Origin of the sequence: Tabrizicola sp. BL-A-41-H6, assembly GCF_050632395.1 — a bacterium.
Taxonomy (GTDB): Bacteria; Pseudomonadota; Alphaproteobacteria; order Rhodobacterales; family Rhodobacteraceae; genus JAUYQR01.
In genome coordinates this window covers 486,607-505,613 of the sequence record NZ_CP192600.1, presented here as the reverse complement: position 1 = coordinate 505,613, position 19,007 = coordinate 486,607, and the positions used below count along the sequence as shown (strand labels likewise).

At 65.0% G+C, this 19,007-nt stretch carries 19 protein-coding genes; 9 read left to right on the top strand and 10 right to left on the bottom strand.

Annotated features, from left to right (window positions below; genetic code table 11):
- Window positions 1-102: 102 nt before the first annotated feature.
- The 3 genes from ACROUL_RS02495 to ACROUL_RS02485 form a co-directional block, all read right to left on the bottom strand.
- Window positions 103-2,916 (bottom strand): DNA translocase FtsK 4TM domain-containing protein, encoded by a 2,814-nt coding sequence (locus tag ACROUL_RS02495; protein ID WP_431297979.1) that lies wholly within the window; start codon window positions 2,914-2,916, stop codon window positions 103-105.
- 3 nt (window positions 2,917-2,919) lie between these two features.
- A complete protein-coding gene (locus ACROUL_RS02490) occupies window positions 2,920-4,107 on the bottom strand; it encodes an aminotransferase class I/II-fold pyridoxal phosphate-dependent enzyme (RefSeq protein ID WP_431297978.1) in 1,188 nt (395 codons plus the stop codon).
- A gap of 222 nt (window positions 4,108-4,329) precedes the next feature.
- Window positions 4,330-5,661 carry an amidase gene (locus ACROUL_RS02485; protein WP_431297977.1) on the bottom strand — a complete coding sequence of 444 codons (1,332 nt, stop codon included), beginning with the start codon at window positions 5,659-5,661 and terminating at the stop codon, window positions 4,330-4,332.
- Between the two features lie 79 nt (window positions 5,662-5,740).
- On the opposite strand from ACROUL_RS02485, the gene ACROUL_RS02480 reads away from it, so the two are divergent.
- Window positions 5,741-6,967: an FAD-dependent monooxygenase gene (locus ACROUL_RS02480; RefSeq protein WP_431297976.1), complete on the top strand. Its 1,227-nt coding sequence runs from the start codon at window positions 5,741-5,743 to the stop codon at window positions 6,965-6,967.
- Between the two features lie 478 nt (window positions 6,968-7,445).
- Complete coding sequence (locus tag ACROUL_RS02475) at window positions 7,446-8,051, top strand: hypothetical protein (RefSeq protein ID WP_431297975.1); 606 nt, start codon at window positions 7,446-7,448, stop codon at window positions 8,049-8,051.
- A 9-nt stretch (window positions 8,052-8,060) separates the two neighbouring features.
- Here the strand turns inward: ACROUL_RS02475 and ACROUL_RS02470 are convergent, their stop codons facing one another.
- The 4 genes from ACROUL_RS02470 to ACROUL_RS02455 form a co-directional block, all read right to left on the bottom strand.
- A complete protein-coding gene (locus ACROUL_RS02470; RefSeq protein WP_431301227.1) occupies window positions 8,061-8,213 on the bottom strand; it encodes a Trm112 family protein in 153 nt (50 codons plus the stop codon).
- Between the two features lie 29 nt (window positions 8,214-8,242).
- Complete coding sequence (locus ACROUL_RS02465; RefSeq protein ID WP_431297974.1) at window positions 8,243-8,899, bottom strand: LON peptidase substrate-binding domain-containing protein; 657 nt, start codon at window positions 8,897-8,899, stop codon at window positions 8,243-8,245.
- A gap of 26 nt (window positions 8,900-8,925) precedes the next feature.
- On the bottom strand, window positions 8,926-9,828 hold the full coding sequence (gene trxA / locus ACROUL_RS02460) for a thioredoxin (protein WP_431297973.1): 903 nt from the start codon (window positions 9,826-9,828) through the stop codon (window positions 8,926-8,928).
- Window positions 9,829-9,890: 62 nt separating this feature from the next.
- The gene (locus ACROUL_RS02455) at window positions 9,891-10,472 is read right to left on the bottom strand and encodes a DNA-3-methyladenine glycosylase I (protein WP_431297972.1); all 582 of its coding nucleotides are present in this window, start codon (window positions 10,470-10,472) and stop codon (window positions 9,891-9,893) included.
- Window positions 10,473-10,577: 105 nt separating this feature from the next.
- Here ACROUL_RS02455 and ACROUL_RS02450 point away from each other — a divergent pair, with 105 nt between their 5' ends.
- The 4 genes from ACROUL_RS02450 to yddG all read left to right on the top strand — a co-directional run bounded on the left by ACROUL_RS02450 (window position 10,578) and on the right by yddG (window position 14,605).
- Entirely contained in the window at window positions 10,578-11,426 is an 849-nt protein-coding gene (locus ACROUL_RS02450; RefSeq protein WP_431297971.1) for an EAL domain-containing protein, read from the top strand.
- Window positions 11,427-11,670: 244 nt separating this feature from the next.
- A complete protein-coding gene (locus ACROUL_RS02445; protein WP_431297970.1) occupies window positions 11,671-12,846 on the top strand; it encodes an acetyl-CoA C-acetyltransferase in 1,176 nt (391 codons plus the stop codon).
- A 111-nt stretch (window positions 12,847-12,957) separates the two neighbouring features.
- On the top strand, window positions 12,958-13,683 hold the full coding sequence (gene phbB / locus ACROUL_RS02440) for an acetoacetyl-CoA reductase (protein ID WP_431297969.1): 726 nt from the start codon (window positions 12,958-12,960) through the stop codon (window positions 13,681-13,683).
- A 61-nt stretch (window positions 13,684-13,744) separates the two neighbouring features.
- Window positions 13,745-14,605, top strand: a complete 861-nt coding sequence (gene yddG / locus ACROUL_RS02435; RefSeq protein ID WP_431297968.1) for an aromatic amino acid exporter YddG — start codon at window positions 13,745-13,747, stop codon at window positions 14,603-14,605.
- Here yddG and ACROUL_RS02430 read toward each other — a convergent pair.
- From ACROUL_RS02430 to ACROUL_RS02420, 3 genes are all read right to left on the bottom strand, one after another.
- The gene (locus ACROUL_RS02430) at window positions 14,602-14,769 is read right to left on the bottom strand and encodes a YdcH family protein (protein ID WP_431297967.1); all 168 of its coding nucleotides are present in this window, start codon (window positions 14,767-14,769) and stop codon (window positions 14,602-14,604) included. The two genes, yddG and ACROUL_RS02430, sit on opposite strands and share 4 nt — an antisense overlap.
- 96 nt (window positions 14,770-14,865) lie before the next feature.
- Window positions 14,866-15,627: a tRNA1(Val) (adenine(37)-N6)-methyltransferase gene (locus ACROUL_RS02425; protein ID WP_431297966.1), complete on the bottom strand. Its 762-nt coding sequence runs from the start codon at window positions 15,625-15,627 to the stop codon at window positions 14,866-14,868.
- On the bottom strand, window positions 15,628-15,843 hold the full coding sequence (locus ACROUL_RS02420) for a DUF2007 domain-containing protein (protein WP_431297965.1): 216 nt from the start codon (window positions 15,841-15,843) through the stop codon (window positions 15,628-15,630).
- Window positions 15,844-15,900: 57 nt separating this feature from the next.
- Here ACROUL_RS02420 and ACROUL_RS02415 point away from each other — a divergent pair, with 57 nt between their 5' ends.
- The 3 genes from ACROUL_RS02415 (at window position 15,901) to ACROUL_RS02405 (ending at window position 19,001) form a co-directional block, all read left to right on the top strand.
- Complete coding sequence (locus ACROUL_RS02415; RefSeq protein ID WP_431297964.1) at window positions 15,901-16,905, top strand: polyprenyl synthetase family protein; 1,005 nt, start codon at window positions 15,901-15,903, stop codon at window positions 16,903-16,905.
- A 259-nt stretch (window positions 16,906-17,164) separates the two neighbouring features.
- Window positions 17,165-18,052: an FHA domain-containing protein gene (locus ACROUL_RS02410; RefSeq protein WP_431297963.1), complete on the top strand. Its 888-nt coding sequence runs from the start codon at window positions 17,165-17,167 to the stop codon at window positions 18,050-18,052.
- Window positions 18,033-19,001, top strand: coding sequence for a PP2C family protein-serine/threonine phosphatase (locus tag ACROUL_RS02405; RefSeq protein WP_431297962.1), 969 nt, complete (start codon window positions 18,033-18,035; stop codon window positions 18,999-19,001). Before ACROUL_RS02410 ends, ACROUL_RS02405 begins: the two co-directional genes overlap by 20 nt.
- Window positions 19,002-19,007 lie beyond the last annotated feature (6 nt).

The window sequence follows — 19,007 nt, the reverse complement described above, 5'->3', positions numbered from 1 at the left end:
TCTCAGCTGACTATTCGAAAGTGGGATCTTGGGCGCGAAATGCGGCACGTTGGGGAGACGCACAATTGGCGTGCAGGCTTTTGTCCCTCAAGTGGTGGCTCCTCACCGCTCCTCTACCAAAATCTCCCGCTTGCCCACGTGGTTCGCCTTTGTGACCACGCCCTGATCTTCCATCTGCTCCACCAGCCTTGCGGCCTTGTTGTAGCCGATGCCAAGCTTGCGCTGGATGTAGCTGGTCGAGCACTTGCGGTCTTTGGCGACGATTGCGACAGCCTGATCGTAAAGCGTGTCGTCGCCCTCGCTGCCGAGGCCCAGAACAAGGTCGATCTCGTTATCACGCTCGTCATCGGCGCTTTCGACGACGCCGGACATGTAGACCGGCGGGCCGTAGCTCTTGAGGTGGTTGACGATTTCCTCGACCTCTTCGTCGGATACGAAGGGGCCGTGGATGCGGGTGATGCGGGCGCCGTTGCCCATGTAGAGCATGTCGCCCATGCCAAGGAGTTGTTCGGCGCCCTGTTCGCCAAGGATGGTGCGGCTGTCGATCTTTGACGTGACCTGGAAGGAAATCCGGGTCGGGAAGTTGGCCTTGATCGTGCCGGTGATCACGTCGACGGACGGTCGCTGCGTGGCCATGATGAGGTGGATGCCCGAGGCGCGGGCCATCTGGGCAAGGCGCTGGATGCAGGCTTCGATTTCCTTGCCGGCGACCATCATCAGGTCGGCCATCTCGTCCACGATCACCACGATGTAGGGGATGGTGACGGGCTGGAATTCCTCGGTCTCGAAGATGGGGTCGCCGGTTTCCTCGTCAAACCCGGTCTGGATGGTGCGCTTGAACATCTCGTGCTTGGCAAGGGCTTCGCGGACGCGGCCGTTGTAGCCTTCGATGTTGCGCACGCCCATCTTGGACATCTTGCGGTAACGCTCCTCCATCTCGCCCACGACCCATTTCAGGGCGACGACGGCCTTCTTCGGGTCGGTGACGACGGGCGACAGAAGGTGCGGGATGCCGTCGTAGACGCTGAGTTCCAGCATCTTGGGGTCGATCATGATCATCCGGCATTCTTCGGGGCTGAGTTTATACAGCAGCGACAGGATCATCGTGTTGATCGCGACGGATTTGCCCGAGCCGGTGGTGCCGGCAATCAGAAGGTGGGGCATTTTCGCAAGGTTGGCGACGATGGGATCACCGAAGATGTCCTTGCCCAAGGCAAGCGGCAGGCGCATCTGGCTGTCGCCAAAATCACGAGCGGAGAGGATTTCCTTCAAGACGACCTTTTCGCGCACGGCATTCGGGAGTTCGATGCCTATGACGGTGCGGCCCGGCACGGTGGAGACGCGGGCGGACAGGGCCGACATCGAGCGGGCGATATCGTCGGCAAGGCCGATTACACGGCTGGCTTTCAGGCCGGGCGCGGGTTCCAGTTCGTACATGGTGACGACCGGGCCGGGGCGGACGGAGGTGATCTCTCCCTTCACGCCGTAATCGTCGAGGACGGATTCCAGCATGCGCGCGTTTTCTTCCAGCGCCTCGTTGGAAAGCTGGGTGCGCTGGAGGGTGGCGGGGTTCGACAACAGGCCAAGCGGCGGCAGTTCGTAGGCCGGGGGCTGATCGTCAAAGCGCAGCGCGGGCTGGGTTTCGGCCAGCGCCTGACGCGACGGGGCGGCCTTGCGGGTGGTTTGTTGCACCACGGGGCGGCGGTCGGCGTGAAGGCTGCGCTGCGGCAGGTCTTCGGCGTCGTCCCAAGCAGTGTCTTCAAGGGTGTCGTCCTGCCAGTCGTCGATGGCGGGGGCGGGTTCGGGGATGCGCGCGGTGACAGGGGGTTCGGCGCGGGGCGCACGCAGCACCGGCGGCTCCATCCGGGCGGCATCGAAGCGCACGGGTTCGGGGCTGCGCTGCACGCGGTTGCGGATCACGTCGGAGATGCGGGCCTTGATGCGGTCTTCTGACGGAAGGTCGGCGGACCAGGCGCTGTCGGCCAGTTGCGGCTCGATCAGTTCCGGTTCGGGATCGACCGCGCGGCGCATCCGGGCGAGGAAGCCCAGCTTTTCCTTGGGCAGATCGGCGGGCGGTGCGAAATGGCGCGGTTCGGCGCGCAGGGTGGCGGGCGCGTTCCATGCGGACCCGGCGCGCAGGGGTTCGGGGGCCATCGTGGTCCGGGCGGCAAGCGGGCGGCCCGGTGCCGGGGTGACCGGCGGTTCGGCAAGGGCGCGGCTGCGGGCGCGATCTTGAAGGCGGGCGGCGCCAATCACGGCACTGCGCGCGCCAAGGCCGACGGCGGTGCGAAGCGCGGAATAGACCACGACGGAGCCGACCAACAGGAAGCGCCAGATCGCCTTGAGTTCCGCCATATCGAAGCCGGTGACGTAGAGGAGCATGGCGAGGACGGCGGCAAAGGCGCAAAGCGACAGGAGTTTCAGGCCGAAACCGGCGCTGCCGGGCATCACACCAAGGAGCGAGCCAAGGACGGTGTCGCCAAAGAGCCCGCCAAGGCCGAAGGAATGCGGCCAGTCGGCGCCGGGCACGAGGGTTGCGGCGTAGACCGAGGCGAGGGCGATGGCGATGACGGCAAAGACCACGCGGCTGACGGCGCGTTCGCCGCCACGGTGCAGCACGAACCGACCACCCCAGACCGCGAGGATCGTTGGGATCGCCCAGGCGCCAAGGCCGATGATGATGATCAACGTCGAAGCGATGGACGCGCCAAGGCGGCCAAGCAGGTTCTGCGCCGGTTCTTCGGTGGCGACCATCCAGCCGGGATCGTCAGGCGAATAGCTGCCCAAGGCCAGCACGAAGGCAAAACCGACCAGAAGAAGCGCGATGCCCAACAGCTCGCGTCCCCGGCGTTCAAGCATCGCTTGGGTGGTCTGGTCCAGAAGCGGATCGCGCTGCCGTGCCTGATAAGATGCCATTCTTTACGTCCCTTGACCGTAGAGGCAGTCGCGAAGCTGTGTCAGCCCGCGCTGCGTTTCTTCTTTTGGGGCCACGAGGGCGACCCTGATGTAACCTTTGCCGGGGTTCTGGCCCCCGGCATCGCGTGAAAGATACGATCCGGGCAACACCCGGACGCCCGTTTCGCGCCAGAGCCTGAGCGCGGCGGTCTCGCCATCCTCGACCGGCAGCCAGAGGAAAAAGCCACCGCCGGGAGGCTGGTAGCCCTGCATCCCGGCAAAGATCTGATCGGCGAGGTGGAACTTTTCCTGATAAAGCGCGCGGGAGGCGTCGACGTGTGCCTCGTCGGCCCAAGCCGCTTCGGACACGCGCTGGATCGGCAGGGGCAGGGGCGCACCGGCGAAGGAGCGGAGCTTGCGGATCTCGGCAATGCTTTGCAGGCCGCCCGCGACGAAGCCGGAGCGCAGGCCGGGGAGGTTGGAGCGTTTGGAGAGCGAGTGGAACACCAGCGCCCGCTCGGGGTCCGCGCCTGTGTTTTTCGCCACGGTCAGAAGGCCGGTGGGTGGCGTGTCACGCCAGATCTCGGAATAACATTCGTCGGCGAAGACGCGGAAATCGTGCTTTTCGGCCAAGGCCAGCAGATCGGCGAGGTAATCGGCGCTGGCCACCGCGCCTTGCGGGTTCGCGGGCGAGCAGATGTAGGCGATGGCGGTGCGGTCTAAAATGTCTTTCGGGAGGGAGCCGTAATCGGGCAGGAAGCCGGTCGCGGCGGTGGCCGGGACGTAGACGGGTTCGGCCCCCACGGTCAGCGCGGCGACGGCGTAGACCTGATAGAACGGGTTCGGCATCAGGATGACCGGCTTTTCCCCGGCCTTGGTTTCGGGGCAAAGTGCTACGGCCGCGTTGAAGAGGCCTTCTCGGGTGCCGTTCAGGGCCATGATCTGATCGGGCTGGAGGGTCGCGCCGTAGCGCCGGGCTATCCATCCTGTGATCGCCGTCAGAAGTGCGGGCGTGCCGTCGTTTGGCGGGTAGACGGCAAAACCCGAAAGGTTGGCCGCAAGGATCGGTCCGACGAAATCCGGCATCGGATGGCGCGGCTCGCCAATGGTCATGGCAATGGGTTCGCCACCCGGAGGGTGCGCGTCAAGAAGCTTCCGCAGACGCGGAAACGCATAGTCTGGCAGGTTCGAAAACCGCTCAGGAAACGCCATTACTGCCTCAATTTCGGGGTCGTAACGCCCCGTTTGGACGGACGATAGCCAGAGACGGCGCGCGGGTCCAGAAAAACCCATCGGGCTGAGTGGGTTGGGCGGCGGGGTTGTGGCTTTTTGGCCCCGGAAGCGGCGGGAAGGTACGCTGGTGCTTCTGCCCCGATTGACACGCCCACAAATCGGGCCGCGCCGCTACCACCCGGACAGCGGCCCTTTGGCGCTTCAGCGCAGCGCCAGCTCTGCCGCCGACCCGAGCCGAAGCAGGCGGTTTTCCTGCCCCGGCGCCTCCATGAAGCTGATGCCGCAAGACGGTTGCGAGGTGGGCAGCGTCAGCACGCAAAGATCCAGCATGTTGCCGATGCGGGTGTTGCGCAGGGCAAGCAGGTTTTCGGTGACGTAGTAGTCATTGTCCGTCATCAACCGGTTCGCATCCGGCGGCAGGATCGGTGAAGTGGGCAGGATCACCGCGTCATACTGGGCGGTTTTCTCGGCCCAGATCGCGCGCAACTGGTGCAGGCGACGCCATCCGGCGACATAATCCATCGCGGTGAACTGCGCGCCGGAGCGGAACCGTTCAAGGATACGCGGGAACATCTTTTCCGGAGCACGTTCAATGGTTTCGCGCCAAATCCCATAAGCCTCGGCGGTGACGAGGGTGACCGCAAGCGCAAGCGCCTCGGCCACTTCGGGCACGACGATGCGGTCGATCTGCGCACCGGCGCGGGCAAGGCGCTGGGTGGCATCGTCGAAGCCCTTGGCGGGACGGTCGCGGATGCCATCGAGTGCCACGGTTTCCAGCACCGCAAGGCGGGTTCCGGCAAGGCTGGCCCCGGCAAGATCGGCGGGCTTGCGGCCATGCAGGGCGGCGAGAAGGAGGTTGCAATCCTCGACCGAGTGGGCGAGCGGGCCGATGGTGTCGAACCTTTCGCATAGGGGCACAGTGCCGGTCAGCGGCAGGCTGCCAGTCGTGGTTTTCAGGCCGACAAGGTCGTTCCACGCGGCGGGTATGCGGACCGAACCGCCGGTGTCGGACCCGATTGCCGCAGGGGCAAGCCCGAAGGCAACCGAGGCGGCAGCGCCAGAGGACGAGCCACCCGGCACCGCGCGGTCGTCGTTCAGGCAGGGCGGCGTGGCGGTGACCGGGTTGAGGCCAAGGCCGGAGAAGGCCAGTTCCGCCATGTGCGTCTTGCCGAGGCAGACGAGGCCCGCATGGGTGGCGGTTTCAAGGACGGCCGCATCGCGGTTGGGGGTGCGGCCCTTGAGGAGGGCCGAGCCTGCCTCGGTGGCGATGCCGGCAGTGTCGAAAAGGTCTTTCCAGCTGATCGGCACGCCGTCGAGCACGCCCCGGCGCAGGCCGGATTTGGCGCGGCCGGCAGCGGCCATCGCCTCGGCCCGTGCGCGGTCAGGGGTGGTGCGGGCGTAAATGCGGGGGGCGAGGGGGTGGGTGTCGATGGCGTCCAGCATCGCCTCGACCAGTTCGACGGGGTGGATACGGCCTGCGCCGATTTCGCGGCCAAGTTCCGCAGCCGTCATGTGTGCCCAGGTGCCGCTCATGTCATTCCCCCATTTGGCAGCGAGGGTAGCGGCAGGCGGGCGCATGGACAATCCCGCGCGGGAAGGCATATCTGAGGGCATGACACAGGACGCGAATATCGTGATTGCAGGCGGCGGGCTGAACGGGCCTGCTTTGGCATTGGCGCTGGCGGGGGCCGGGTTCAAGGTGGTGGTGGTCGACGCCCGCCCTGCGCCCGCGCGGGCCGAAGCGGGGTTCGACGGGCGGGCCTATGCGCTGGCCATCGCGTCGAAGCGGCTGCTGACGGCGATAGGCGTCTGGCCATCGGTGGCCGACAAGGCGCAACCGATCCTGCAGATCAAGGCCTCGGACGGGTTGGCGGGGATGGGGGCATCGCCGTTTTTCCTGACCTTCGATCATGCCGAGATCGAAGAAGGCCCGATGGGCTTCATGCTGGAGGATCGGTTCCTGTATGCGGCGTTCCTTGAGGCGATGGCGGCATCTTCGGTGACGCTGATGTCGGGCGAGACGGTGGTTGGGCAAGAGGTGACGGCGGAGGGCGTGGCGGTGACGCTGGCCTCGGGCCGGGTGTTGCGAGCGAAGCTGCTGGTCGGGTGCGATGGGCGCGGGTCGGGCGTGGCGGCGCGGGCGGGGATTGCGCGGGCCGGATGGGGCTATGGGCAGACCGCGCTGGTGACGGCGATTGCGCATGAGCGCGACCACCGGGGGATCGCGCACCAGTTCTTTATGCCGTCGGGTCCGCTGGCGATCTTGCCGCTGAAGGGCGGGCATCATTCCAGCATCGTGTGGAGCGAGACGGAGGCGGCGGCGGCGGCGATCCAGGCGCTGCCGGATGCGGAGTATCTGGAGGCTTTGCGGCCACGGTTCGGGGATTTTCTTGGCGAGATCTCGCTGGCGGGGGCGCGGTTCACCTATCCCCTGTCGCTGTCCTTGGCGGAGCGGTTCGTGGGGCCGCGGGTGGCCTTGGTGGGCGATGCGGCGCATGGGGTGCACCCGATTGCCGGGCAGGGGCTGAACCTTGGGCTGCGGGATGTGGGGGCCTTGGCGGAGGTGCTGACCGATGCGGCGCGGCGGGGCGAGGATATCGGGGCGCTGACGGTGCTGGAGGGGTATCAGCGGTGGCGGCGGTTCGATGCGACGGCGCTGGCTTTGGGGATGGATGCGGTAAACCGGGTGTTTTCCAATGACAACCCGATCCTGCGGCTGGGGCGGGATCTGGGGCTGGGGATCGTGGGGGCGACGCCGTGGCTGAGGCGTCGGTTCATCCGGCAGGCGGCGGGGCTGACGGGGGTGGTGCCGAGGCTGCTGGAGGGGAAGGCGTTGTGAGCCTGTCCCACCGTGGGACAGGGGTGCAGAGTGTGGGATTACAAGGGGTTAGGTGTGGACGTTAAGGGTTTGGGAAGGTTTAAGAACAGCGATTTGGTCCAGCCATTGCGATGAAGCCGCCCCTTCCCTGAGCGTAGTTTAATCGTGAGCCGGGTTCTCTCGGGCGTTACTGCGGGATACCGGAAAGACGAGCTGGCAGGAGCTTCAAACGCCCACGAAAATCAGTTGCTCTGACCGCTTTGCCTCGCTTCGATTGATTGAAATCAAGGCCGCGAAGCGTAGAATCGGGCACACAGGCAGTGTCGACGAAAACTTTTGGGCGGAGGCACTCACGCGACGCCAAAAAGCAACTTCTGCTGGGACAAAGGCTAGATTCAATCAATCTGCCCGTCAGAATGGCAGCGCCCTCAAGACGCAGGACGCGTCGCCCTTGCGCAAGAGACTTGCCGCTTTGCGATAGAACACAAAGAGAGCGCGAATGAATACTTTGGCAGCATTCATTGTGGCTTTGCAGATGATGCAATCTGGCGGTGATTATCGATCTGTAAGCAGCCGCAATTTTCTGGGTGCCTTTCAGTTCGGCGAGGCCGCCCTGACCGACCTTGGCTTCGTTCGCTATGACGGCGATGCCTTCGATAATGATTATGGTGGGGGCTGGACCGGAAAGCATGGGATCACATCCGCCGCCCAATTCCTTGCAAGCAAAAGCGTGCAGGACCGTGCGATGGCGGAGTGGATGGTAATCCTGTGGGGATACATCGAACTTCACGACATCGACCGCTATGCCTGGAGCGAAGTGGGAGGAGTGCAGCTGACACCCTCCGGGATGCTGGCGGGTGCCCATCTGTTGGGCGCAGAAACGCTTGAGATCTACGTCAGGTCAAATGGGCGAACAGATCCGTGTGATCCCTTTGGGACACCGATAAGCTCATACATCAGGAAGCTGAACGGGTATGACGTTCTACTCGGCCCGCACAGACCGAACAGCGGTCTTTACCCCTACCCTCTGCAGGAAGGAGAGGGGAACATCGTTCTTTCGGGGTGCAGTCACATGGTTGACTGGGGGGTTGACTGGCGGGGTTGAAGGCGACGCTCACTCCACCTCGCGCGCCTCGCTGACCAGCATCACGGGGATGCCGTCGCGGATCGGGAAGGCGAGGTGGGCGGCTTTGGAGACCAGCTCCTGACGCTCGGCATCATAGGTCAGGACGGCTTGGGTGACGGGGCAGACCAGCGCCTCCAGCATCCGGCGGTCGGCTTTGTCGGGGGTTTCGGTCACTGCATGATCTCTTCATCAGCGCCGCCGCGGAGGGCGAATTCGATGAGGGTGACGAGGGTTTCGCGTCGGGTGTCGAGGGTTGGAGCCTCCAATAGCGCCTGTTTGTCTTCGGGCGAGAAGGGGCAGAGCATGGAGAGGGAGTTGATCAAAAGCTCCGGCTCGGCCTCTTTCAGGCCGTCCCAGTCGGTGGAGAGGTTCATCGCAGTGAAGTAGCGGCCCAGAAGGTCCATGAACTGGGGGCGTTTGAAGCCCTTGTCATCTTCGGTCGGGCCGAGGTCGCGGGCAAAGGGCGCCCAGTCGACGAGGCAGCGGCGGTAGGGGGCGAAACCCTGCACCTCTTCGCGGACGCGGAAGCGCGAGATGCCGGAGAGGGTGATCATGTAGCGCCCATCCTCGGTTTCGGAGAACCCGGTCAGGCGGCCACCACAGCCGATGGCTTGCAGGCGTTTTTCACCGACACGCTTTTCGGAAACCGGCGTTTCGCGCGGCTGGATCATGCCGATCAGGCGATGCTTGGTCTTCATCGCGTCTTCGATCATCGCAAGGTAACGCGGTTCGAAGATGTGAAGGGGAAGCCGCGTCCGGGGCAGCATGAGTGCACCCGGAAGCGGGAATACGGGGATGGTGTCTGGCAGGTCTGCGGCGTTTATCATGGCATGGACCTAGGCCGGATGGGCCATCAGGCAAATATCATCGACGAAAGGCGGCGGCGACCGTTCAGGACGATGGGATCTTGCGGTTTCAGCGCGTCGAAGATGGTGAAAAGCTGGGTCTTGGCGGCGCCATGGTTCCATTCGCGGTCGCGGCGGAAGATTTCCAGAAGTTCATCGACGGCCTCTTGCGGTTTGCCAGCGGCGAGGAGCGCGGCGGCAAGGTCGAAGCGGGCCTGATGATTGGCCGGATCGGCGGTGACGAGGGCGCGGAGGTCAGCCTCTGGCCCGGCGTTGGCGGCCTGTTTGGCCAGTTCGATCTGGGCGCGGGCGGCGTCAAGCTCTTTGGCCTTGGCGATGGCGGCGGGGGCGGCGGCAAGGAACGCCTCGGCCTGATCAAGGCTGCCGGCGGCGATGTGGGTGCGCACGAGGCCGGAGTAGGCTTGGGCGTTTTCCGGCTCTTCGCCAAGGATGGCGGCGAAGGTTTCGGCGGCATCGACGACGGCACCTTCGGCAAGCATCGCCTCGGCAGCCTCCAGCGCCTCGGCCAGACCGCCGTCACCGGCGAGGGCGGCGGTGCGGTCGACGAAGGCTTTCAGTTCGGAGCCGGGGACCGCACCCTGGAAGCCATCGACCGGCTGGCCCTGCCAGAAGGCGTAGACGGTGGGGATCGACTGGATCTGCAACTGCGCTGCGATGCGCTGGTTCTTGTCGACATCGACCTTGACCATGCGGACCTTGCCGCCAGCGCCCTTGACCGCGGCTTCCAGCATCGGGCCGAGCGTCTTGCAGGGGCCGCACCAGGTGGCCCAGAAATCGACGATCACGGGAATGGTTTTCGACGCCTCGATCACATCGGCCATGAAGGTGGCTTCGGTGACGTCCTTGATCAGGTCGGTTGGCGGTTGCGGTGTGTCAGTGAGACCCAGCATGGCAGCCCTCTTGTCGGTGTGTGGCCCCTTATATGATATCGCGGCGCGGAAAGGCCAAGGGGTCAGGCGAGGGCGGCGACGCGGGAATGGCTGGGACAGTGTGTCATGTGGTCATTGACCATGCCGGTGGCCTGCATGAAGGCGTAGGTGATGGTGGGGCCGCAGAAGGTGAAGCCCTCGGCCTTGAGCGCCTTGGACATGGCGAGGGATTGCGGGGTTTGCGTTGGAACCTGCGTGGCGGAGGTGAAGCGGTTCTGGATGGGTGCGCCGCCGACGAAGGACCAGAGGTAGGGAGAGAACCCCTCGCGCCCTTCGATGCGGAGGTAGGCTTGGGCCGAGCGGATGGTGCCGGCGATCTTGCCGCGGTGGCGGATGATGCCGGGGTTGGCGAGGAGGCGAGTGATCTCGGCCTCGCCCCAGGTGGCGATGGTTTCAGGGTGAAAGCCGTGGAAGGCGGCGCGGAAGTTTTCGCGTTTCCTGAGGATGGTGATCCACGAAAGGCCGGCCTGAAAGCCGTCGAGGATCAGCTTTTCCCACAGCGCGCGGGGGTCGCGTTCGGGCACGCCCCAATCGGTGTCGTGGTAATGGATGTAAAGCGGATCGGTGCCGCACCATGCGCAGCGTCGGGAAGAAGCGTCGGTCATACGGGCGCGCCTCGCGGTTCGTGACAATTGGAACAAAATGCGAATGTTAGGGGAGTGTTTACGCATTTCGTCCATTCCTGTCGAGGAACGGAAAGGGGGCCGCCCATGAGTTTCATGAAGGATCCGAAGCGTAGCAAGTTCGACGTGGAGCCTGGTCTGGCCAGCCCGCTGGACGTGGCGGCAGGGACGGCGGAGCGGGAAACGCTGGCGATGGTCGCGGAGGCGTTGAAGCTGCGCCGGACGAGACTGGCGTTCCAGCCGGCGGTCTATGCGGCCGATCCGTCGATCATCGGGTTCTATGAGGGGTTCATCCGGCTACTGGACAGCCGCGACCGGGTTATTCCGGCGCGCGAGTTCATGGGCGTTACCGAACGGCAGGAACTGGGCCGCGAGATCGACTGCGCGGCGTTGCAGATGGGGCTGATGACATTGCAGCGCAATCCCGGCGTGCGGGTGGCGGTGAACATGTCGGCGCGGTCGGTCGGCTACAAACGCTGGACGGCGCTGTTGCGCCAAGCGCTGAAACAGGCCCCAGAACTGGGGGCGTGCCTGATCCTTGAGATCAACGAGGCGTCGGCGATGCAGGTGCCGGATGTGCTGCTGCCGTTCATGGCGGAGATGCGCGAGGCGGGGATCGTGTTTTCGCTGGACGATTTCGGGGCGGCAGGCACCTCGCTGGGGCTGTTGCGCGATTTCCAGTTCGAGATTGCCAAGATCGACGGAATGTTCATCCGCCATATCGACAGCAATGCTGAAAACCAGCCGGTCGTCCGGTCGGCCATCGCGATTGCACGCGAATTGGGGATGTTTCTGGTGGCCGAAGCGGTGGAGACGGACGCCGAGGCGAATTGGCTACGCGATGCCGGGGTCGGCTGCTTGCAGGGCTATCTTTTCGGCGCGCCAACGGTGACGCCGGACTTTGCCGCGTTTCGCAAGGGGCGGACGAAGGTGTAGCACGCGAGGCGGGCGGGTTGGCCGCTGCGTTCAGGCCCGATTCGCCAGTGGTGAGAGCCTGCCCGATGGTAGCGATAACCGCACTGGCGGCTGCGGCGCGGGTTTGGCAAATGGGCAAAACTGCGCGTCCCGGCCGGAAACCCAGCGCAAGAATGTTGCGCTTCTTCCGCCTAGCGCGTAGGCCAAGCGTCAGGCGCGGTTGGCATCAGGCCCGGCCGCAAGATCGCCATCGGAGGGAATTTTCATGACCAACGTCGTCATCGTTTCGGCGGGCCGCACCGCTGTGGGCAGCTTCAACGGATCGTTCGCCAACACCCCGGCGCATGATCTGGGCGCAGCCGTGATCGAGGGCGTGATCGACCGCGCCGGGATCGACAAGGCCGAGGTCGACGAAACGATCCTGGGGCAAGTACTGACCGCCGGTCAGGGCCAGAACCCCGCGCGTCAGGCGCATATCAAGGCGGGCCTGCCCAAGGAGGCGAGCGCCTGGTCGTTGAACCAGGTCTGCGGCTCGGGCCTGCGGGCGGTGGCGTTGGGCGCGCAGCACGTGCAACTGGGCGACGCGCGCATCCTGATCGCGGGCGGTCAGGAATCGATGAGCCTTGCGCCGCACGTGGCGCACCTGCGCGCCGGGCAGAAGATGGGCGACCTGAACTTTGTCGACAGCATGATCAAGGACGGATTGTGGGACGCCTTCAACGGCTATCACATGGGTCAGACGGCGGAAAACGTAGCCAACCAGTGGCAGATTTCGCGCGACATGCAGGACGAGTTCGCGCTGGCCAGCCAGAACAAGGCCGAAGCCGCGCAGAAGGCCGGCAAGTTCAAGGACGAGATCATCGCCTTCACGGTGAAGACCCGGAAGGGCGATATCGTCGTCGATCAGGACGAATACATCCGCCACGGCGCCACGCTGGAAAGCATGTCCAAGCTGCGGCCCGCCTTTGCCAAGGACGGGTCAGTCACGGCGGCGAACGCATCCGGGCTGAATGACGGCGCGGCGGCGGTGCTGCTGATGACCGAGGAAGAGGCAGCCAAGCGCGGTCTGAAGCCGATCGTGCGGATCGCGTCTTATGCGACGGCGGGGCTTGACCCGTCGATCATGGGGGTCGGGCCGATCCATGCCAGCCGCAAGGCCTTGGCCAAGGCGGGTTGGAAGGTCGGCGACCTTGATCTGGTTGAGGCGAACGAGGCGTTCGCGGCGCAGGCTTGCGCGGTGAACAAGGACATGGGCTGGGACCCGGCCATCGTGAACGTGAACGGCGGCGCGATTGCCATCGGTCACCCGATCGGCGCGTCGGGCGCGCGTATCCTGAACACGCTGATCCACGAGATGGCGCGGCGCGATGCCAAGCGGGGGCTGGCCACGCTGTGCATCGGCGGCGGCATGGGCGTTGCCATGTGCCTTGAGCGCGCCTGAGCTTTCCTGCGGATGGACTCGGTCAGGCGCGCAATAATCTTGCGCGCCTGATTTCGTTTCAGTAACACTATTTCAAGGCATACCAAGGCATACCTGAGGAGGAGAAGGTAAATGGCGCGCGTAGCACTGGTGACGGGTGGCTCACGGGGGATCGGGGCGGCGATTTCGATCGCGTTGAAGGCGGCGGGTTATACCGTGGCGGCCAACTATGCCGGCAATGACGAGGCGGCGGCGGCGTTCACCAAGACGACGGGCATCCCGACCTACAAGTGGTCGGTGGCGGAATATGACGCCTGCGCTGCGGGAATTGCATCGGTGGAGGCTGATCTGGGGCCGATCGACGTGCTGGTGAACAACGCCGGGATCACCCGCGACGCGATGTTCCACAAGATGACGCCGGGCCAGTGGAAAGAGGTGATCGACACCAACCTCACGGGGCTTTTCAACATGACGCACCCGTTGTGGTCGGGGATGCGGGACCGGAAGTTCGGGCGGGTGATCAACATTTCCTCGATCAACGGGCAGAAGGGGCAGGCCGGGCAGGCCAACTATTCGGCGGCGAAGTCTGGGGATCTGGGGTTCACCAAGGCCCTGGCGCAGGAAGGCGCACGGGCCGGGATCACGGTGAACGCGATCTGCCCGGGGTATATCGGCACGGAAATGGTGCGCGCGATCGACGAGAAGGTGCTGAACGAACGCATCATCCCGCAGATTCCGGTCGGCCGTCTGGGCGAACCGGAGGAAATCGCGCGGATCGTGGTGTTCCTGGCGTCCGACGATGCGGGGTTCATCACCGGATCGACGGTTTCCGCGAACGGCGGGCAGTTCTTCGTGTGACACGGGCTTGCCTCGGCGGTCGCGCCGGGGCACCACCCGCTTTCCGGGCGAAGGTGGGCACATGACACGCAGCAAGGCGACGGCAATCGGTTTTACGGCGATCCTGATGTGGTCTCTGCTGGCGCTGTTCACCATCGGGTCGGCGCCTGTGCCACCCTTTCAGCTGAACGCGATGTGCTTTGCGGTGGGCGGACTGATCGGGCTGGCGTGGACGGCTCGGGGCGGATTCGGGGTGCTGAAGGCGGTGTCGTGGAAGGTTTATGCCTTTGGCACGATTGGGCTTTTTGGCTATCATTTCCTGTATTTCACCGCCTTTCGGCTGGCCCCCACGGCTGAGACCGGGCTGATCGCCTATCTTTGGCCGCTGTTCATCGTGCTGTTGTCAGGGCTTTTGCCGGGAGAGCGGCTGACGGGGCAGCACATCCTTGGCGCGGTGGTCGCGTTTGCGGGGGCGGCGGTGATCGTGCTGGCGCGGGGAGGCGAGGGCGAGGGGTCGGCGCTGGGATTGGGGCTGGCGTTCTTGTGCGCGGTGACCTGGGCTGCGTATTCGGTCGCGTCGCGGGGCCTCGGCGCGGTGCCGACCGAAAGCGTGACGGTGTTTTGCCTGGCGACTGCGGGGCTGTCAGTGCTGGCGCATCTGGCGCTGGAGGAGACAGTCTGGCCCACGGGTGCGCTGGGGTGGGGCGCGGTGCTGGCCTTGGGGATCGGGCCAGTGGGGGCCGCGTTCTTTACTTGGGATATCGGGATGAAGCGGGGTGACATCCAGCTACTGGGCGTGGCGTCCTATGCCGCGCCGCTGCTGTCAACCTTGGCACTGGTGGCGGCGGGGATCACCCAGCCGTCCTATGCGATTGGCATCGCCGCAGTGCTTATCGCCGGAGGTGCGGCGCTGGCGGCGCGCGCCAGCGCCAAGAAAGCCTAGTGCTGGCTGAGCCGGGTGATTTCTTCCTTGAGGCGGAGCTTCTGTTTCTTGAGGTCGGCGATCTTCAAGGCATCAGTGCCGGGGCTGCGTTGGGCCTGTTCGACCATGTCGGAGAGAGTGTCGTGTTTCCTGCGCAGTTCCGTCAGATGCGAAGCCATCGTCATGTTCGTCCTCCTGGGTTGCCCACGGGTCAAGTGCACCACAAAGGGCGAGTCGTGTCATCTGTTCTTCACAAGGATGTGCAGCGAACTGATTAGAATTCAGCGAAACGCCGCCAAGAGGTCGGCACCGTCACGCAGGACGGCGTTGGCGTCGGGCGTATAGCTTTCGCGGTCGCCGTCGTGGGCGGTGCCTTGGTGGATGACGAAGGGGGCAAGCAGGCGGAACCGAGCGCGGCCGCCCTTGCGGGCGTGAAGAAGGATGCGGAGGGCGGGTTTGCCCTCGCGCGGGGCCAGCGGCAGCACTGCGGCGGAGCCAAGTTTTGGGCCAAGCGCCGAGAGAAGGTCCGGCAGGGTATCGGCGCCGGAGATCAGCGTGAGCCAGCCACCGGGGCGCAGGCGGCGGGACGCGGCCTCGACCCAGAGGGACAGCGGGGTTTCGTCAACTTGCATCGCGGTGGCGCGGGATTTGACCGGCGAGGGGGTGCCGCCGGGCGGATAGTAGGGCGGGTTGGCGATGACGTGGTCGAAATCGCGGCGGAGGGTGGCGGGAAGGTTGGCAAGATCGCCCTCGACCACATCCATCGCGATGCCGTTGCGGGCGGCGTTCCGGCGGGCGAGGTCAGCGTAGGCGGGTTGCAGTTCGAGGCCGGTGAGGATGAGGCCGGGAACGCGGTGGCCGAGGCACAGTGACGCGGCCCCTGCCCCGCAGCCGAGATCAAGCACCGACTGGCCCGAAGTCGCGGGGCAGGCGGCGGCGAGAAGAACGGGGTCGGTTGCGGCGCGGTAGCCTTTGACGGGTTGCAAGAGGCGCAGGCGACCGCAGAGGAACTTGTCGTCCGAAAGCTCGCTTTCAGCGAACATTCACTGGCCTGTCGGGATGTCGTTGTCGGCAAGGACAGCGCGCGCGATGAAATGGTCCCGGTCGGCCACCATCAGGCGTTGCGGCAGGATGCCGAGGCTGCCGTCAAGGATGCTCATGTGGACGTCCAGCGGAAACACCGCTATACCCTCGCCCTCGAGAAGGGCCGTGGCGAAGGCGATTACCGTAGGGTCGGTCGTGCGCAAAAGTTCTTTCATGACACAGAGTAAACCCCGCCCCCGCAGCGGGGGCAAGGGCAGCGGCGAAGGGTTAGGATGGACGGCGCAGTGCAAAAGCCGAAAGGGCCGCAGGACCGGCTGGCCGATTGGCTGGCCGAGGACATGATTGCCGTGAACCGGCTGATCCGTGAGCGGATGGCGTCGGAACATGCGCCACGCATCCCTGAGGTGACAGCGCATCTGGTGGAGGCGGGCGGCAAGCGGCTGCGTCCGTTGCTGACGCTGGCGGCGGCACGGATCTGTGGCTACGACGGACCTTATCATGTGCATCTGGCGGCTACGGTGGAGTTCATTCACACCGCGACGCTGCTGCATGACGATGTGGTGGACGAAAGCCAGCGGCGGCGCGGGCGGCCTACGGCGAACCTCTTGTGGGACAACAAGTCTTCGGTGCTGGTGGGCGATTACCTCTTTTCCCGCAGTTTCCAGTTGATGGTGGAGACAGGCAGCCTGCGGGTGATGGATATCCTTGCCAACGCCTCGGCCACGATTGCCGAGGGCGAGGTGCTGCAACTGACGGCGGCGCAGGATCTGCGGACCGATGAGCGCGTCTATCTGCAGGTGGTGCGTGGCAAGACGGCGGCGCTGTTTTCAGCGGCGACCGAGGTGGGCGGCGTGATTGCCGGGGCCGATGAGGCCGTGGTGCGTGCGCTGTTCGACTATGGCGATGCGCTGGGCGTGGCGTTCCAGATCGTCGATGACCTTTTGGATTACGGCGGGACCGATGCCGCGATCGGCAAGAACACCGGCGACGATTTCCGCGAGCGGAAGCTGACGCTGCCGGTGATCAAGGCGGTGGCCGGGGCAAGCGCCGAGGAACGTGCCTTCTGGGTGCGGGTGATCGAAAAGGGTGACCAGCGCGAGGGCGATCTTGCGCAGGCGCAGGCGATCATGGCGCGGCACGGGTCGATGACGGCGGCGCGGGACGATGCGCTGGCTTGGGTTGCCAAGGCGCGGGCGGCGCTGGAGCGGGTGCCGGAGCATCCGCTGCGCGACATGTTGGCGGACCTTGCGGATTACGTGGTCGCGCGCGTCAACTGAGCGAACCAAGAATTGAACTCAATGGCTTCACTTTTTGGCCAAAGTTTCCATTTAGGAAATCAGAGGGCGAAGAGCGGGGCATGACGCCGCGCCGACCCGCCCTCGGATGAGAGCTGAAGCATGAATCCCCTTGTGGCATTGGGCTTTCGCACCCCCGCGACGCATGGCCGGGCCATGCGAATCGGTTGCAGTGCTTTACACGTTAAGGTTGTAGTAGCCCGACAGGCCGCAAGACGGCAGCGCGCAGGAGAGTGGTAAGATGAACCTTCTTGAAAAGATGTTGCGTCGCAAATCGAAAAGCCGGCCAACCTCGCCCTCGCCGTTTTCCGGAACCGAGGCCGAGCAGGCGGAGGCCGCGCGGCAGGCGATGGAGGCGTTGCGGGCAGGCGCCACGGCGACGGTCAATTCGCACCGTTTCCCCAAGCTGTCGGATGCGGTCGGCGCGCGAAGCGAGGTGCTGACCAAGACGGTGACCCCGACGCGCGTCAAGGACGGCGGCGCGCCGGTGGTGAACATATGGGACATCGAAGAGGACGCGCCGGGCGAGGAACCGGAGCGGTCTGCCCGCCAGCGCAGGGGCCGGGCGACGTCGGCGGAGCCGGAAGCGGCGGTGCCTGTGGCGGACCCCGCGCCGCGCGGCCGCGCCAACCGGACCAAGACGCGGATGCTGGGTTTCGAGCCGGAGGAAACCTCGGTCGTGCCGTTGTTCGAGGCGCAAGCGAAGCCGGAGGAGGAGCTGGAGCCTGCCGAGGGGCCCGAGGTCGTGATGTTCCCGACCGGCTGGCTGGTGGTAAAGGCGGGCGCTGGCCGGGGCGCCAGTTTCCCGCTGAAGCAGGGCCTGTCGATGGTCGGGCGCGGCGTTGACCAGACCGTGCGGCTGGATTTCGGCGACATGACGGTATCGCGCAGCAACCACGCGGCGATCGCCTATGACGCGTCGCAGCATCAGTTCTTCATCGGCCACGGCGGCAAGTCGAACCTTGTGCGACTGAACGGACGCCCGCTTTTGACCACCGAGCCGCTGAAGGATGGCGACGAAATCCAGATCGGGGAAACCACTTTGCTGCTGAAGGTGCTGTGCACGCCCGAGTTCAACTGGTCGCGGCAGCAGGGTGGGGGAGATTCGAATGATATGGCGATCGCGTGAGCCTCGCTATGACGTGGCCACGGCGATAAGCCAGGGCGCGCGGGACTATCAGGAAGATGCGATCACCAGCGATTTTCTTGTGGGGGCGGATGCGGGGTTCGTGGTGCTGGCCGACGGTATGGGCGGGCATGCGGCGGGCGACGTGGCGTCGAAGATCGTGCTGACGGAAGTTTATAGCGAGTTGAAGTTCCAGTACGCCGACACCGACGCCTTCGAGGCGCGGGCGCCGGAAATCTTGCGCAACATCACCGACCACGCCAACGACCGCTTGCGGCAACATGCGCGCACGCATCCGGAGACCGCCGGAATGGGGGCGACGCTGGTGGTGCCGGTGATGCTGGAAAACCGGCTTTACTGGATCTCGGTCGGGGATTCGCCGCTGTTTTTGTACCGCGCGGGGGTGCTGACGCAGATCAACGAAGACCACTCGATGGCGCCGCAGATTGATTTCATGGTGAAATCCGGACTGATGGACCCGAAGGTGGGGGCCGACCATCCGGACCGCAACTGCTTGACCTCGGTGTTGATGGGGATGCGGATTCCGCAGATCGACTGCCCGGAAAAGCCGATGGAGTTGAAGGTGGGCGACATCGTGATCTGCGCATCGGACGGGTTGCAGTTCCTGACCAACGACCAGATCGAAAAGCTGCTGGGGCGGACGCGGAGAAAACGCAGCAGCGAGATCGCGGAAGTTCTGCTGGACGAGATCCGCAAGCTGGATGACCCGGATCAGGACAACGTGTCGTTCTGCGTGATCAAGGTGAATGACGCATCGGTCAGTGCGCGAAGCGCCCGGGTGAAGACGGTGTCGCAGGCGATTAGCCGGCCACGGTCGCTGACGACGGTGATGGCGGAGCCTTCGGTCGTCCCGCTGCAACCGGCAAAGCCTGAAATCGAGGCGGGGCAGGACGCTGACGCCAGCTCAAAGCGCATTGCGGCGGGGAAGTGAGCCTAC